Origin of the sequence: Clostridium estertheticum (assembly GCF_018861295.1) — a bacterium.
Classification (GTDB): Bacteria; Bacillota; Clostridia; order Clostridiales; family Clostridiaceae; genus Clostridium_AD; species Clostridium_AD estertheticum_D.
In genome coordinates, this window is record NZ_JAHLDM010000011.1 from 64,693 (window position 1) to 81,142 (window position 16,450).

The window sequence follows — 16,450 nt, forward strand, 5'->3', positions numbered from 1 at the left end:
TTCTCCTGCACCGCTCCAAATAAGAGCTTAAAACGTGAAATCCCATTAAATAATTCTAATGATTAAGAGCATCATTACCGATTACAAATTTCCCAAATCTTTTAAATGGGTATGTAATAAACTGTGCTTTCCCTTTTATATCCTTCCCATCTATATATGGATTTTCCCATTTTCTAGCATCCAATGAACTCGCTCTATTATCACCGAAAAACAAATATTTATTTTCTGGAACTTTAAATTTTATATCTAAATCTTCCTTATTTACTACATATGGCTGAGCGATTTCACTTCCATTTATAAATACACGCCCTTTATCTTTTACAACAACTTCGTCTCCAGGAAGCCCTATTAATCTCTTTATCATTACCTCTTTTAGTTCATCAGATTTGAAAACTATTATATCTCCACTTTTCAATTTCGCTTTATTATAAACTTTTGTAACAAGAATTCTATCTCCTACCTTTATAGTTGGATACATTGATCCCGATGGAACCTTAACTTGAAAAAATAGTAGGTTATTTATTAAAACAACCAAAATTATTACTGAAAGTATTGGTAATAGCCAGTCTTTGATAATATTTTTTAAACTCTTCATTAATTTAACCCCCTTGTAAATATTAGTTTGTAATAATTGGAGTGAAAACAGTCATATATATGTATAACAAAATCCATAATTGAATCGCTAATTTAAAAATCTTTTCAGGAATCCAAGAAAGACGAGATAAATAACAAAAGCTGCCTTGATATGAATTATAACAAAGTTTATGATATATTCTTTCTTTTGTTCCCTCCGGTGGATCAATTTGTACATTTATCGATTTAAACATTTTTTTAAAAATCTCATCCTCTTTTATCATATAATTCATCCCCTTCTATCATGTTATATTCTTTTTTAAAACTGATTTTCGCTCTTTGTAATATGCCATCAATAGATTTTGGAGTTTTGCATAAGTATTTTGAAATATCTTTTACACTATAGTCATCTATATATTTGAGAATAAGAACATATTTATAAATAGGCTTTAATTTATTTAAGGTTTCTAAAATCACCTTTCTAGTTTCCAAATTGATAACCATAAATTCAACATCTTGGTTATCTACTAGATAATTCAGTTCTTCTGCATAATTAGGCCCCTCCTTCCTAATATTATCTCTATAATAATTCATTATTTTATTTTTTGCTATTCCACAAAGCCAAGTTTTATATGAACTTGTAGCTTTGTAGTTTATAAGTCCTTTCATAGCACTGATAAATATCTCTTGAACTATGTCTTCAGTAGCTTCCTTGTTTGCTGCTAATCTTAAAAACACAAAAGAATAAACATAATTAAAATTTTTTTCATATATTTCCTTAAAATTTTCTTTATTCATTTTAAAAATATTTTTTATCATTTTTTCCACCTAACTACTTTTAATGCTAAAGTATATTTTCTATAACTATTCTTAATTTACCATATTTTCAAGTCCTTTCATATCTTTAGTAACATAAAAAGAGGAAATCCCCCGAAAAAGATTAATAATATAATAAAAAATCTACAATACTTTCACATTCTATTTTTATAAAATAAAAAAAGTAGCCTATCTACTGAAATATCAGTATCTAGACTACTTTTTAATATTTTGGAGGCGCCACCCGGATTTGAACCGGGGAATAAAGGTTTTGCAGACCTTGACCTTACCGCTTGGCTATAGCGCCATATTATGAAACTTTGAAATAATTGGAGCGGAAGACGAGATTCGAACTCGCGACGTCCACCTTGGCAAGGTGGCACTCTACCACTGAGCTACTTCCGCAACACTGGTGGCTAAACCCGGAATCGAACCAGGGACACGAGGATTTTCAGTCCTCTGCTCTACCGACTGAGCTATTTAGCCATAATGCTTTTTAAAATTTATTAAATTTTAATGGCGACTCAAAAGGGACTCGGACCCTCGACCTCCGCCGTGACAGGGCGGCACTCTAACCAACTGAGCTATTGAGCCATATGTGGTGGGAACAATAGGGTTCGAACCTATGACCCTCTGCTTGTAAGGCAGATGCTCTCCCAGCTGAGCTATGCTCCCACATGTATTAATGCAACTACTATAGTCTACATCATTTCATAAAACTTGTCAACAACTTTATGTGTTAATTGTTTTATATACTTGACTACTTACTACTTTGTCGATCATTACTTTACTATATTATAAAATTTCCTTGGAACTGTCAACCCCAAATATAGTCTATATCTATGATTATATCAATTAAAATCGTAGATAATTGAATTTTCTCCATTTATCTACGATTTTCAATATATTTTCCTATATCACCATTTAAAAACATAATTATTATTTAAGACTTAGCCTCTTTAAGTAATTTCCCAATATCCTCATGATTAAACTCATAATTTTTGTTACAAAAATGACATTTAAGTTCTTCTGTTTTATCATCGTTATATATTTCTTCTAAATCCTTTTTGCCTATACTTATTAATGCCCTCTCAACTCTTTCTCTAGAACAATCACATTTATACATTGGTTTAACCTCTTCATGTATTTTTAATTCCATATCTTCAAAAATAAATTCCAAAATTTCGCAAATGCTCATGCCTTTTGCTATAAAATCGGTTATAGATGGGATTTCTTCAAGTCTATATGTTATCATATCAGCCAAAAATTCATCGGCATCAGGCATCATTTGAATTATAAACCCTCCTGCAGCTTTAATACTCATATCTGTGTCAACTAAAACACCTAATCCAACAGCAGATGGCGTTTGCTCTGAAACAGTAAAGTAATATGCTAAATCATCTCCAATTTCGCCTGTGCGTATTGGTACTTGACCTATGTATGGTTCCTTTAGCCCCATGTCTCTTATAACCCTTAAATAACCATCTTTCCCAACTGCGCCACCTACATCAAGTTTTCCTAGAGTATTTGCAGGTAAATCCACATTAGGATTTCCTATGTACCCTTTTACACTTGAATCAGCATGAGCTGTTACGATTACTCCCTTCGCTTCTCCCCCTCCATCAATTTGGAGTGTTAGACTATCTTTCTCAGACTTTAGAAGTGTGCCCATAAGTGTACCCGCTGTTAGCATTCTACCAAACGCCGCGGCTGCTGTAGGAGCACATTGATGCATAGTCACTCCCTCATTTACTAATTCCGTAGTTATTGCTGCAACTATTCTAACTTGACCTTCCTTTGCAGTAGCTCTAACTAATTTATCCATATACTAGCCTCCCATAAAATCATTTTTTTAGTACATAACATATTCTTTCTGTTTTATCATTTACTACTTTATCTTCATAACTATCCATTTTCTTAATTATTTTAAACCCAATTTCTTTTATAAGGCTTTCCACATATTCTTCTTTATAAGCCCTCTCTAAGTGCATCTCATCAAACCGCCTATATACTTGTCCTTCTTTAACAAAAAAGGTTAAATTCATTTCCACTATATCATTTTCTAAATAATTTTCCCAAATATATACTACATCATCACTATCGTAATTATAAATATTATTGCCGAGCACCGTAGTCAGCTTATAATAAGAGTTAAGATCAAAAATAAATAACCCATCATTTTGTAATAAATTATAAACTCCTAATAAATATTTTTTAAAATTTTCTTCTTCTAATATATAATTGCTAGAATCTAAACAACAAGTTATAAGATTAAACTTATTATTTAAATTAAGTAAACAAATATTTTGACATACAAATTTTGCTTTTATAAGTTCTTCCCTCATTTTTTTCTCTGCTTGGCTTAACATATCACTAGATAAATCGACTGCCCATATGTTTTTAAATGAATTTGCAATTTCTATAGTAAGATTTCCTGTACCACAAGCTAAATCTAAATAACTCTCCATATTTAGGTCATATTCTTTGCAAATACATAATATGTTAGCTGCCCATTTTTTATAATCAATATCAGCATTGATTAATTCATCATATATGCGAGCAAACTCTTTATAACAGTCCATATTAACATTTCCCCTTTTCCAAAACTTCTTCTTTAAAACTATATTGGTATATAATATACTACCCTATACACCAAATATTGTCCAAAGTATTTTATTAAATACCCTTAAAAATCTTTGTTTTTAGGTAAATTTATACTCTTTTTTCTTTTTGTCATTAATCCTCCAATTCTACCTGTTTCTTCTGCTGTTAATCCACTCCAACCACATTCATGTATTTTACTAGTTAACCCTAATTCTTCTGCTATTTCATATTTTAACGTCTCTCTAAGCATTTCATTCTTAGTTAACTCTTTATTTGTTTTTAATTTAGCTTTTATAACTTTTTTTAAAGGTGTTTTTCCCATAATGTACCTCCCAATTGTAATTGTAATATATTATATTTTTTACAATTTAGAGGTTTTTTATTCATAACAGCTAAAAAAGTAAATATTATTTCTTTAAAAATATCTATTTTTATTTGTTAAAATGGGTGATTTTCATCTTTTTTAAAAAAAGTATATATATTTTCACATATGGGCTATATAATATAATAAAGAAAAATATTTTAGTGAGTATTCGTATCTTCTTCAAATTTATTATGAATTAACAAAACAAAATTATTTTTAAAACGAAATGTTTCACTAAAAGCGATCTAAATTAATAGTTATATAGTAGTAAATATAAAATAGTTATATGGTTAATAATTATTATTTTCCATATAACTATGAGGAGGTAATCTTATGAGTATTTTTAAAGGTTCTGGCGTTGCACTAATCACTCCATTTAATGAAAGAGGAGTTGATTTTAAGAAACTTGAAGAATTAATAGAATGGCACATTACCAGCAAGACAGATGCTATTGTAGTATGTGGTACTACTGGTGAAGCTTCTACAATGACTGAACAAGAAAAAAAAGAAACTATAAAATTTGTAGTTGATTTAGTTAATAAGAGGATTCCAGTAATTGCAGGTACGGGTAGTAACAGCACTGCCGATGCAATAAGTATGAGTAGATGGGCAGAGAAAATAGGAGTAGATGGATTACTTGTAATTACACCTTACTACAATAAAACTACTCAAAAGGGTTTAATTGAACATTTCAAAGCAATTGCGAATAGTGTAACTTCACCAATCGTTATCTATAATGTTCCTTCAAGAACAGGCATGAATATTAATCCAACCACACTTTTAGAATTATGCGTGATACCAAATATTGTAGCAATTAAAGAAGCAAGTGGTAATATAAGTCAGATAGCTCAAATTAAAGCACTATGCAGGGATAACTTAGATGTATATTCAGGTAACGATGACCAAGTTATACCTATACTTTCCTTAGGCGCTATGGGAGTTATATCTGTTCTCGCAAATATAATTCCTACAGACATGCATAATATGTGCGAGTTATATTTTAATGGTGAACATGAAAAAGCTTTAGAAATTCAACTTGGGTACCTTCCTCTTAACAACGCAGTATTTATAGAAACTAATCCTATCCCTGTGAAAACGGCTATGAATCTTATGGGAATGGGTGTTGGGTCTTTAAGACTACCTTTATGTGAAATGTACGAAAATAATTTAGAATTTTTAAAAAAAGAATTAAAATCATATAATATCCCTTTAAAGGAGGAAAACTAATGATAAAAATGCTTCTAAACGGTTGCAATGGAAAAATGGGAAAGGTTATTTCTCAAATGGCTAAAGATTCTGCAACAATATCAATTGTTGCGGGTGTTGATAGAGATTCATCTAATTTAGACTACCCATGTTATGACAGTATATTAAAATGTAAAGTTGATGTAGATGTAATTCTAGATTTTTCAAGACCGGATGCTTTAGATAGTTTGTGCACGTATTCTAAAGAAAAAAATATTCCTATTGTATTTTGTACTACTGGATTCTCTCCTGAACAATTGTTAAGGATTGATTCTCTAAGTAAAGAAATCCCAGTATTTCATTCTGCAAATATGTCTATAGGAATAAATATCGTTAATAATTTACTCAAGAATATTAGTAAAATGCTTTATAAAGATTTTGATATTGAAATAATAGAAAAACACCATAACCAGAAAGTTGATGCACCAAGTGGTACTGCTCTACTTCTTGCAAATACTATTAAGGATTCTATAAACGATGACATGTTCTTCGTTAAAGGAAGAGATGGCTCAAGCAAAAGACAACCTAAAGAAATAGGCATTCATGCTATTCGTGGTGGAAACATTATAGGTGATCATGAAGTTATATTTGCAGGAAAAGGCGAATGTATTGAAATCAAGCATACTGCCATATCAAGAGATGTTTTCGCTATAGGTTCACTTAAAGCATGTGAATTTATATATGGAAAAGATAAAGGTCTATACAACATGGATGATGTAGTTAATATGTCCCTATAGTCCTTAATAAATAAAGCCTTGGAGCGGATATTTATCTGCTCCAAGGCTTTATTTAATTTCTTAATCAACTTTCACGTTTCAAACTCTTATTTCAAATCATGCAGGAGAAAGTTCATACGAATCCAAAACTTATTTTCAAAAAAATCACTGTGATAACGTTGCGATCCATTTTTCCATTCTATCTAAAGCCTCTTTTAACACCTCTAAACTATAAGAATATGAAATTCTTATAAACCCCTCTCCTCCTGTACCAAAAGCTGAACCAGGCACAACAGCAACCTTCCCTTCATATAACAATCTATTGCAAAATTCTTCACTACTCATAGAAAATCTGGTTATAGATGGAAATATATAAAAGGCTCCTCTAGGAAGCGTTATATCCATCCCCATTTGCTTTAACCTTTTATATACATATTCTTTTCGTTTTTCAAACTCTAATTTCATATTATCCACATCATGTTTGCAAGAAAGTAGTCCTTCATATGCGCCCCATTGAGATATTGAGGTGGCACATGAAACATTATACTGATGTACTTTCATTATATTATCCATAATATATTTACTTGCACAAACATAGCCTACGCGAAGCCCAGTCATTGAAAACATCTTAGAAAATCCACCTACTAAAATTACCTTATTTCTTAATTCATCAATTTGAGCTAAAGAATAGTATTCTTCATAACATAATGAACTATACATTTCGTCACTTATTATGTAAATATCCTTTTCTTTTAAAATTTTAACAAGTTTATCTCGCTCGAAACGTGATAATATTGCTCCAGTCGGGTTCGATGGATGAGACATAACTAAAAGCTTAGGATTTTCCTCCTCAATAAGTTTAGTTAGTAAATCAAAATTAATGGTAAAATCTTTATTCAGATTATAATTAATTACTTCTCCACCAAAAATTTTAACACAACTCTCATAGGCCGGGTAAGCTGGAGTAGGCACTAAAACCTTATCGCCAGCATTTAAAAACGCCGCAAATATACATAGAAGCGCTTCACTTCCACCTACAGTTACCGTTATCTCATCAGCTAAATAGTTAATATCCATTTCTTTTAATAAATTTGAAATTTCATTTCGAAGTTCTGGAATACCCGCATTAGTTGTGTATACGGTTTTATTATCGTCTATAGCTTTAATCATGGCATTTTTAATGTTTTTAGGTACCGGAAAGTCAGGTTGCCCAAGTGTAAGTGAAATGGCTCCCTGTACTTTTGTAACCTTGTTGGAAAATTTTCTAATTCCAGAGATTTCTACTCTATTTACGTTGTTTGAAAATAAATTATTCATTATATCATCCTTTTCTAGTGTTTGCATTATAAGTATTTTACTATATAATAGAATAAAAATCAGTATTTTTTTAATTATTCTGATATATTGATAACATTTTGTTTATTTAATGTAGATTTTGTTATATCATTTACATTATGTATAACAAAATAAAATGCATAAAAAAAATAATTTGGCTAAATACTTATAATACGAAAGGAGAGTTACTATGATGAATTATGATTTAACAGACCCTTATGAAATTGCAAGATACATAAAAGAAGCTAAGAAGGCTACCCCAATTAAACTTTATGTTGATGGGGATTTATCACAATGTGAGTTTGGAAATATAGAAAACTTTGGTAGTGAAGATTTCTATATACTTTTTGGAGAAAGTGAAGAGGTGTCAGACTTTCTAATAAAGTATAAAAACAGGATCAAAAAATCCAAACTAGAACAAGACAGACGAAACTCTGCCATTCCTTTGATAGACCTTAAAAATATAGATGCAAGAATTGAACCAGGTGCAATTATCCGTGATAAGGTTACTATAGGTAAAAATGCTGTTATTATGATGGGCGCTGTAATTAATATAGGTGCTGAAATTGGTGATGAAACTATGGTAGATATGAATGCTGTGGTTGGTGCACGTGGAAAACTAGGTAAAAGAGTTCATTTAGGAGCAGGTGCAGTAGTCGCAGGAGTCCTTGAGCCACCAAGCAAAAGTCCTTGTGAAATCGGAGACAATGTTTTAATTGGAGCAAATTCCGTAATACTCGAAGGAGTAAAAATTGGTAAAAACTCTATAGTTGCAGCTGGATCCGTAGTTGTAAATGATGTCCCTGAAAATGTTGTAGTTGCTGGAACTCCAGCGAAAATAATAAAAAATGTAGATAGTAAAACTAAAGACAAAACTAAATTACTTGATGATCTACGTAAGTAATTAACAAGAGCATATGTTACTTTAATTGCGTTTCATTTCGCTAAGTAATTCTAGACTAATTTTAATTAATGATACTAAAAAGTACAAACTCGCTATCGCTCAAACATGTACTTTTCTTAACGCACTCTTCATTAAAATTACTTTGAATTACTAAAGCTTGTTCAAATGCAATTTACGTAATATATGCTCTTTTTTACTAACTATACTTATTAAATATAATCATCATATAGTATAAGTTCTTTTTACCTGTAAGTGATATAAATACTAAGAAGTTCAAACATGTACTTTTCTTAATGCACTCTTCATTAAAATTATTTTGAATTACTAAAGCTTGTTCAAATGCAATTTACGTAATATATGCTCTTTTTTACTAACTGTACTTATTAAATATAATCATCATATAGTATAAGTTCTTTTTACATGTAATGAATGGAAGATACTAAACAGTACAAACTCACACGTATTCAAGCGTGTACCGTTTTTAACGTATCTTACAATAAATTCAGTAAAGGATTACTAAAGCTAAAGCTGTATTCTATATAACGTCTAAAACTTCAAAGCTCTGCTCTTCTTCTACTATATTATTTGATCCTACTATACTTTCACCATCTTTGTTAACTTTCTCCATTTTGGATATAGATACCTCATATGCTACCTTTTTTATAACTTCATCATCTGATAATTTCTTTTGATATTCTCTACTTTGAAGTCTTCCCCAAATTCTTATATTATCTCCTACTTCAAGACTTTTACAGAATCTAGAATTTCTTCCCCAAGCAATTGTAGGGATATAATCGGATTTATTATACAATCTATTGACTGCTAAAAGCATGTCAGCAATTTCTCTTCCAAAAGGAGTAGTTCTATATACTGGATTTTTGCAGATATATCCATCTAAGAATATTTGATTTGGATTTTTACTACGTTCTTCACATATTCTAATATCTCTAGCAAATACTGTTAATATTAATCTATTAGATCCATTAACAAATTTATTATAAGATCTAAGTTGACCTTCAACTATGAATTCATTTCCTATCTTAATATCAATTCCTGCTATTAGTCTTTCAGAAATTGTTATTGTTAAGATATCAGTTGTTTCGCTAAGTCTCCATACTTCAAAATCAAATACGTAAAACCCCTCACCATACATTTCATGACTAAATTTTAGTTCAGATACTACCTTTCCTTCTAAATAAATCTTATTGTTTAACATAACATTATCCATCATAATCCCTCTTTCCCCTTAGTTTTTTTTATTAGACTTTCCTTAGAATATAAGTATTCATTTTTCTGATGTAATATACCTAATAGTTAAATAATTTTTTTACATTTATTTTTCCATAATTAATATTAATTGGTATTCCCATTATAATACAAATGCACATTGAATTTCAATACATTTATATTTTATTTTTGTATTTGTTTTCCCGCTGCATCTATATAATAATTTTTTTTGTATATAAGGTCCGATACTTTCACAAATGTGTATCCTTGATCATTCAAATATTGTAAAATTTTAGATAGATTTTGAGGTGTATATTTTGCATTATTGTGAAATAAAAGTATAGAACCTGGCTTGGCATTTTTTATTATTCTATTATACTCAATTTCTGCGCCTTGTTCTTTCCAATCAATACTGTCTACGTTCCATTGAATACAATAATGATTCGTAGCTTCTACAGTTTCAACGACTAAGTTATTATATTCCCCTGATGGGCACCTAAAAAGTGTTGTTCCCTTTCCTGTTATATCCATTATTTTAGCATCTGTCGTATCTATTTCTTTAATTATTTCTTCTTTAGATATTGTAGTCATCATAGGATGCTTATTAGAATGATTGCCTATTTCATGCCCTTTCTCATACATTATTTTTAACTTATCTGGATACTGATCTACCCATGCTCCCACTACAAAAAATGTTGCTTTAGCATTATATTTATCTAATATCTTTAATATCTCATCTGTTTTGTCATCACCCCAACTTGCATCAAATGAAATTGCAATTTTTTTATCCTTAGTATCTACGTTGTAAATTGGTAATTTACGCTGTGCTCCTGCAAATGCACCATTAGTTTTAAAATTATAAATTCCTATAACCGTAGAAACTCCGATGAAAATCATACAAAATATTACTAATTTTTTTTTTATGTAACTCATACCATCCTATTCTCCCCTTCTACCTTATACTTTAAATTTATATTCTAAAACTCAATAAATATGTATAATTTAACTTACTAATTTGTATTTTATAAAAATTTAAATAAAACATAAAAATTAATAGCACCGAATTATTTCAGTGCTTTTTATGTTATACTGTTTATAGTTAAATTTTACATAAAAAAGACAATTCACTAATGTTTTTGATTAGGCTATTTACAAGGAGGGACAGATATGTTTGAAGATGCTTTAGAATTAGCTGAAAATAAGCTTCTTTTACTTTATATATTTTATAAAATAAAGCTCCCTATTTCCAATATCCAAATAACACAAATAATTTTAGAAAATAATTTTATAAATTATTTTACTCTGCAACAATATATTACAGAACTTATTGCGTCTAACCTGATTAAGCATACTGAGCAAAAGGGTAAACATAGATTGGTCATTTCACAAAAGGGTGATAATGTCCTATCCTTATTTAAAGAAAGAATTTCTGAAAAAAAGATTGAGCTTATCGATAATTATTTAAAAGCTCATATTGAAAACATCAAGAAAGAATTAACAGTTAGTGCTGATTATACAATAGAAAACAATAACAACTATTTAGTTAACCTAATTGCTTCTGAAGATAGTTTTACACTTATAGATATTAAACTTAGTGTAACCTCAAACAAACAAGCGCAAAATCTATGCACCAAATGGAGAAAAGAACCCTCTAAACTTTATGCTAAAATAATAAACCTTCTTATAGATGATTAATCTTCTTCGAAGCTTCTAATCTTCGTATCGAAGCTTTATCTTCTTTCAGAAGCTTTATCTTATTACTGAAGCTTTTTCATCTTATAGAAGTGTCATTCCTGTAGGCTCTGTGCCAATAGAAATGACTTTTTTATTTTCTGTTATTTTGTCAATTCTAAAAAGCAAATTATTATAATTATCACCTACATACAAATATTTTTCATCTTCAAGTATTCCTCTAGGCATTCCTCCAACTTCAATTCTTTTTATCTCTTTGTATTTATTTATGTCTAATATACTCACAGTACCATCTCCAAAGTTTGATACATAACAAAATTCCCCATTAAAATACATGTCCACAGGTGAATTCCCAACAGGTATTTTATTTAATACATTACAATTTTTTAATGAAATAATATTAATGCATCCTTTATTGTCCATACCTATATTACTCTCACAAACTAAAATATAATTTCCATCTGGAGTAATTACCGCTTTAGTAGGATATGCTCCTACCCTAATTTCTTTAATATTTCCATTCTGAGCACACTCTATTAATGTTATGCTGTCACTGTTCATATTTGCTACTATAATAAGGTCCTTTTTTTTGCAAATATAAATACTATGGGGTGAATTACCACAAGGAATTGCCTCTACAATGTTTTTTTTCTCTAAATCAAAGACTATTATATCATCAGAATCTCCACAGATAACATAAGCCTTATTATCATAAACGGATAAATCATTACAGTGCATGCCTATAAAATAGCTCTCTATTTCATAATTATAAGTATTAACAATAGAAATACTATTATCATAACTATTAGCTGTTAATATCTTATTTTCATAAACATATATACCATGAGGACCAATTCTTTTGAGATTTTGTTTATCCAAATATATTTTTTCTTCTTCTATAAACAAATCTAGGTTAACCTTTGATATGCAATCCGATGAAGTACTACATACATACAAGTTTCTCAAATTCCTCACCTCCTCATAACCATAATATGAAAATAGTTATAATATGCTAACAATGTTTTAATAAAAATTAATTTCTTGAAAAGAATACACTTCATAGTATATAATAATTAGTATGATTAATAAATTCTCGAAAGATGGAGGAATAAAATATGTATAGTTATAAGACAAAAGGCGTTTGTTCAAGAAATATAGATTTTGAAATAGTTGATAATAAAATAACTGAAATTGGTTTTACAGGAGGATGTGCAGGTAATTTACTTGGAATTTCAACCTTAGTAAAAGGGATGGATGTTCAAGAAGCTATAAAAAAACTTAAAGGTATTAAATGTGGAGACAAAAGTACTTCATGTCCTGACCAATTAGCAATAGCTCTTGAAGAATTCGTTGCAAATGCTTAATTAATATATATATTTAAAGACAAGGCTCATATTATTTTACAATATGAGCCTTGTCTCTTTTTTTAAAGTTTATTGTATATGGACATTTCGTATTATTTTCCTCATATCTCCCACCATGTATAGCGATCCTGACACTAATAGTAAATCATCATCCTCGCAGTAGCTCAATGCTTTTTTATAAGCCAATTCGTAGTCTTCAATTGACTCACATTTTGATGTATATTTTTCTACTTGAACTTTTAATTCTTCCGAAAGCTCTGCACGCTCGCTGTGAGGAGTAACAGTAATAACTCTGTATACCTTTGGAACTATAGTTTTTATCATCTCTTCCACTTGTTTATCTGCAAGAATTCCTAGAATTAATATAATCTTATTGTAGTTAAAATACATGTCAATGCTTTCTGTAAGATTTTTAATACCATCTATATTATGGGCACCGTCTATAACAACTAAAGGCCTTCTATTCATCACCTCAAGCCTCGCTGGCCACACGACGTTTATTAGCCCAGCTATTATGTTATTCTTACTAATAATAACGCCTTGGCCTATAAGAGCCTCTATAGCATGTACTGCTACCGAGCAATTTAGTAATTGATGCTTACCTAAAAGTGCTAAATCAATAATATAATTATTATTTAAAGTTTTAATTTCTATTTTTTGAGTTATCGCATTATGTTTATAAGGAACTTGTCCTTCCATTAATGTAATAACAACCTGCTTTAAATTCTCTTTGCCTAAATATACAGCTGAAAGACGTTGTACTTTTATTAATTTACATTTTTTTTCTCTACATGTTTTTTCTATTACATCGTAACTTTGTTTTTTCTGTGGATACACAACTACAGGGATTCCCATCTTTATGATGCCTGCCTTTTCATAAGCAATCTTTTCCAAAGTATCTCCGAGTATTAACGTATGATCAAGACTTATGGATGTTATAATGCTTAAAATAGGTGTAATTACATTTGTTGAATCAAGCCTTCCTCCAAGCCCTACTTCTATAACCGCAAAATCTATATTATTTTTATAAAAATACAAAAATCCAGCACAAGTTATAATTTCAAATTCTGTTGGATTAATGTATCCAAGTTCCACCACCTTTTCTACAGCTTTAGAAACCTCAGTTATAATATCACTTAAATCATCTTTAGAAATATTTTTATTATTTATTTGTATCCTTTCTTCAAACTCCTCAATAAATGGTGAAATATATGAACCTACCTTATATCCAGCTTCCACAAGAATACTACTCACCATTGCCGAAGTTGAACCTTTCCCATTAGTCCCTGCAATATGTATACACTTTAATTTTTTATGTGGATTTCCTAAAAGTTCTAATAATTTTTCAGTTCTATCAAGCCCAAGTTTGCTACCAAACTTAGCCGTATTTGTTATATAAGATCTAGCCTCATCATAGTTCATGTTTATCATTCCTTTCAAACCTAACTTCTTTCTATTAAATTCTATACTAACTTAGAAACAGTTACCAACCTTTTGTTATAAATATATATAATATTTATTTCTATTGTACCAAATACTAATGTAAATTAAATAAAAAAAGAGAAAGAGCGATAAATATGTCATCACTCTTCCAATTACACTCTTAATTATATTTTCAAAAATTATTTAAATAAATGACAAGCTACAGAATGTCCTGGTTTTATTTCTTTTAGCTCTGGTGTTTCACTCGCGCAACAATCCATAACGTATTTACATCTTTGACGGAATCCGCACCCAGGTTTAGTATTTATTGGACTTGGTACTTCTCCCTCGAGCATTATCCTATTTTTATTTTTAGATTCAATAGGATCAGCAACAGGAATAGCTGATAATAACGCTTTAGTATATGGATGTAATGGATCTTCATATAAAATCCCACTTGGTGCAATTTCTACAAGCTTCCCTAAATACATTACACCTACCCTATCAGATATATGCTTAACCATAGATAAGTCATGTGCTATAAATAAATAAGTTAACCCAAGTTCCTTTTGAAGCTTAATTAATAGATTAACTACTTGAGCTTGAATAGAAACATCTAAAGCAGAAATAGGTTCATCACATACAATAAATTTAGGCTCTATAGCAAGTGCTCTAGCTATACCTATTCTTTGCCTCTGACCACCAGAAAATTCATGTGGGAATCTAGATGCATGCTCTTTATTTAACCCAACCAGTTGAAGTACTTCCTGAATTTTTTCTGCTTTCTTTTTTCCTGTATAGAGTTTATGTATATCTATACCTTCTCCTACAATATCTCCAACAGTCATTCTAGGATTCAATGATGCATAAGGATCTTGGAATATTATTTGTGCATGCCTACAAAAGTCCCTTTTAGCTTTACCCTTAAGCCCATGAATATTTACACCTTCAAAAATCACTTCTCCAGCTGTTGCTGGATACAGCCCCATTACAGTTCTTCCACATGTGGTCTTACCGCAACCTGACTCACCAACTAGCCCTAAGGTTTCCCCTTTTTTAATTGTAAAGGAAACATCATCAACAGCTTTAAGTGTTTCGTTTTTTCCAACTTCAAAATACTTTTTTAAATTTTTAACTATAATTAAATCTTCGCTTTTATTTTCAGCCATTATTTTGCACCCCCAATTTCAAATGGCACTTCTACTTTAGGTGCATTCGGATGTTGTAACCAACATAAAACTTCATGAGTATCATTGATTATAGTAGCTTCTGGCATTTCTTGTTTACATATTTCCATAGCATATTCGCACCTTGGAGCAAATGGACAACCAACTGGTGGTTTTACCAAATCAGGTGGCGTTCCCTTAATCGAATACAAACTATCTTTATGACCAGTTTCTAATCTAGGAACCGATTGAAGAAGTGCCCATGTATATGGATGTTTCGGATTATAAAATATTTCATCCGTACTGCCTCTCTCAATTATCTTACCTGCATACATAACTTGGATTCTATCTGCAACATCTGCAACTACTCCTAGATCATGTGTAATTAAGACAACAGCTGTACCTAGCTTATTCTGAAGTTCCTTTATAAGATCCATTATTTGAGCTTGAATTGTAACATCTAGTGCAGTTGTAGGCTCATCTGCTACAAGAATTTTAGGAGAACATGCAAGTGCAATGGCAATCATTGCACGCTGCCTCATTCCGCCAGAAAATTCATGTGGATATTGTTTAGCCCTTCTCTCTACATTTGGAATGTTAACAAGTTTCAACATCTTTATAGCCTCATCCATAGCCTCATGTTTTTTCATGTTTCTATGGATAATTAAGCTTTCTGATATCTGCTTTCCAATAGTCATAGTAGGGTTCAAAGAAGTCATAGGATCTTGGAAGATCATACTAATTTCAGCACCCCTAAAATGTCTTAATTGTTCTTTATTCATTTTTAAAATATCATTGCCTTTATATAATATTTCAGAACCATCTTTAATCTCACCAGGTGGAGTTTGTATTAATCTCATAAGAGACTTAGCTGTTACTGTTTTTCCACAACCAGATTCTCCTACCACTGCAAGAGTTTCGCCTTCATTTACCTCAAAGCTTATGCCTCTTACAGATTGAACTTCTCCAGCATATGTATGATACGAAACTCGTAAATTTTTAACTTCAAGTAACTTTGACAT

The 16,450-nt window shown here is 30.4% G+C and carries 18 protein-coding genes and 5 tRNA genes; 5 read left to right on the plus strand and 18 right to left on the minus strand.

All coding sequences use genetic code 11. The features are described 5' to 3' along the window. Positions 1-55 precede the first annotated feature (55 nt). From lepB to KPL54_RS12530, 11 genes are all read right to left on the minus strand, one after another. The gene (lepB, locus tag KPL54_RS12480; protein ID WP_216106868.1) at positions 56-595 is read right to left on the minus strand and encodes a signal peptidase I; all 540 of its coding nucleotides are present in this window, start codon (positions 593-595) and stop codon (positions 56-58) included. Positions 596-617: 22 nt separating this feature from the next. Beyond that, positions 618-857, minus strand: a complete 240-nt coding sequence (locus KPL54_RS12485) for a hypothetical protein (RefSeq protein ID WP_216106869.1) — start codon at positions 855-857, stop codon at positions 618-620. Continuing rightward, positions 841-1,392 carry an RNA polymerase sigma factor gene (locus KPL54_RS12490; RefSeq protein WP_152753136.1) on the minus strand — a complete coding sequence of 184 codons (552 nt, stop codon included), beginning with the start codon at positions 1,390-1,392 and terminating at the stop codon, positions 841-843. Before KPL54_RS12490 ends, KPL54_RS12485 begins: the two co-directional genes overlap by 17 nt. Positions 1,393-1,621: 229 nt before the next feature. After that, positions 1,622-1,696: transfer RNA gene (locus KPL54_RS12495), tRNA-Cys, on the minus strand. A gap of 23 nt (positions 1,697-1,719) precedes the next feature. Beyond that, a tRNA-Gly gene (locus KPL54_RS12500) sits at positions 1,720-1,794 on the minus strand. Between the two features lie 5 nt (positions 1,795-1,799). After that, a tRNA-Phe gene (locus KPL54_RS12505) sits at positions 1,800-1,875 on the minus strand. Between the two features lie 31 nt (positions 1,876-1,906). Then, positions 1,907-1,983: transfer RNA gene (locus KPL54_RS12510), tRNA-Asp, on the minus strand. Between the two features lie 5 nt (positions 1,984-1,988). After that, positions 1,989-2,064 (minus strand) — tRNA-Val (locus KPL54_RS12515). Positions 2,065-2,332: 268 nt separating this feature from the next. After that, positions 2,333-3,214 carry an Hsp33 family molecular chaperone HslO gene (gene hslO, locus KPL54_RS12520; RefSeq protein ID WP_216106870.1) on the minus strand — a complete coding sequence of 294 codons (882 nt, stop codon included), beginning with the start codon at positions 3,212-3,214 and terminating at the stop codon, positions 2,333-2,335. A 19-nt stretch (positions 3,215-3,233) separates the two neighbouring features. Continuing rightward, positions 3,234-3,971, minus strand: a complete 738-nt coding sequence (locus KPL54_RS12525) for a class I SAM-dependent DNA methyltransferase (protein ID WP_216106871.1) — start codon at positions 3,969-3,971, stop codon at positions 3,234-3,236. 104 nt (positions 3,972-4,075) lie between these two features. After that, complete coding sequence (locus KPL54_RS12530) at positions 4,076-4,315, minus strand: small, acid-soluble spore protein, alpha/beta type (protein WP_071614031.1); 240 nt, start codon at positions 4,313-4,315, stop codon at positions 4,076-4,078. 375 nt (positions 4,316-4,690) lie between these two features. Here KPL54_RS12530 and dapA point away from each other — a divergent pair, with 375 nt between their 5' ends. Both dapA and dapB read left to right on the plus strand, forming a co-directional pair. Then, positions 4,691-5,584, plus strand: a complete 894-nt coding sequence (gene dapA / locus KPL54_RS12535) for a 4-hydroxy-tetrahydrodipicolinate synthase (protein WP_216106872.1) — start codon at positions 4,691-4,693, stop codon at positions 5,582-5,584. Next, positions 5,584-6,339 (plus strand): 4-hydroxy-tetrahydrodipicolinate reductase, encoded by a 756-nt coding sequence (dapB, locus tag KPL54_RS12540; RefSeq protein ID WP_216106873.1) that lies wholly within the window; start codon positions 5,584-5,586, stop codon positions 6,337-6,339. The genes dapA and dapB overlap by 1 nt, the downstream gene beginning before the upstream one ends. Before the next feature lie 144 nt (positions 6,340-6,483). On the opposite strand, the gene KPL54_RS12545 is transcribed toward dapB, so the two are convergent. Then, on the minus strand, positions 6,484-7,635 hold the full coding sequence (locus KPL54_RS12545) for a pyridoxal phosphate-dependent aminotransferase (protein ID WP_216106874.1): 1,152 nt from the start codon (positions 7,633-7,635) through the stop codon (positions 6,484-6,486). Positions 7,636-7,846: 211 nt separating this feature from the next. On the opposite strand from KPL54_RS12545, the gene dapD reads away from it, so the two are divergent. Continuing rightward, positions 7,847-8,557: a 2,3,4,5-tetrahydropyridine-2,6-dicarboxylate N-acetyltransferase gene (gene dapD / locus KPL54_RS12550; protein ID WP_216106930.1), complete on the plus strand. Its 711-nt coding sequence runs from the start codon at positions 7,847-7,849 to the stop codon at positions 8,555-8,557. A gap of 535 nt (positions 8,558-9,092) precedes the next feature. Here dapD and KPL54_RS12555 read toward each other — a convergent pair. Together KPL54_RS12555 and pdaB are read right to left on the minus strand one after the other, a co-directional pair. Next, on the minus strand, positions 9,093-9,785 hold the full coding sequence (locus KPL54_RS12555) for a single-stranded DNA-binding protein (protein ID WP_216106931.1): 693 nt from the start codon (positions 9,783-9,785) through the stop codon (positions 9,093-9,095). 182 nt (positions 9,786-9,967) lie between these two features. Further along, positions 9,968-10,717 (minus strand): polysaccharide deacetylase family sporulation protein PdaB, encoded by a 750-nt coding sequence (gene pdaB, locus KPL54_RS12560; RefSeq protein WP_216106875.1) that lies wholly within the window; start codon positions 10,715-10,717, stop codon positions 9,968-9,970. Between the two features lie 234 nt (positions 10,718-10,951). On the opposite strand from pdaB, the gene KPL54_RS12565 reads away from it, so the two are divergent. Then, positions 10,952-11,479, plus strand: coding sequence for a DUF4364 family protein (locus KPL54_RS12565; protein ID WP_216106876.1), 528 nt, complete (start codon positions 10,952-10,954; stop codon positions 11,477-11,479). An 81-nt stretch (positions 11,480-11,560) separates the two neighbouring features. Here KPL54_RS12565 and KPL54_RS12570 read toward each other — a convergent pair whose 3' ends face one another. Next, positions 11,561-12,442: a YncE family protein gene (locus tag KPL54_RS12570; protein WP_152753143.1), complete on the minus strand. Its 882-nt coding sequence runs from the start codon at positions 12,440-12,442 to the stop codon at positions 11,561-11,563. A gap of 149 nt (positions 12,443-12,591) precedes the next feature. Between KPL54_RS12570 and KPL54_RS12575 the strand changes: the two genes are divergently transcribed. Further along, positions 12,592-12,840, plus strand: coding sequence for a TIGR03905 family TSCPD domain-containing protein (locus tag KPL54_RS12575; RefSeq protein ID WP_171296347.1), 249 nt, complete (start codon positions 12,592-12,594; stop codon positions 12,838-12,840). Positions 12,841-12,909: 69 nt separating this feature from the next. Here KPL54_RS12575 and KPL54_RS12580 read toward each other — a convergent pair whose 3' ends face one another. The 3 genes from KPL54_RS12580 to KPL54_RS12590 form a co-directional block, all read right to left on the minus strand. Then, a complete protein-coding gene (locus tag KPL54_RS12580) occupies positions 12,910-14,262 on the minus strand; it encodes a bifunctional folylpolyglutamate synthase/dihydrofolate synthase (protein ID WP_216106877.1) in 1,353 nt (450 codons plus the stop codon). A gap of 200 nt (positions 14,263-14,462) precedes the next feature. Next, positions 14,463-15,431 carry an ABC transporter ATP-binding protein gene (locus KPL54_RS12585; protein ID WP_216106878.1) on the minus strand — a complete coding sequence of 323 codons (969 nt, stop codon included), beginning with the start codon at positions 15,429-15,431 and terminating at the stop codon, positions 14,463-14,465. Continuing rightward, positions 15,431-16,450 (minus strand): ABC transporter ATP-binding protein, encoded by a 1,020-nt coding sequence (locus KPL54_RS12590; protein WP_216106879.1) that lies wholly within the window; start codon positions 16,448-16,450, stop codon positions 15,431-15,433. The genes KPL54_RS12585 and KPL54_RS12590 overlap by 1 nt, the downstream gene beginning before the upstream one ends.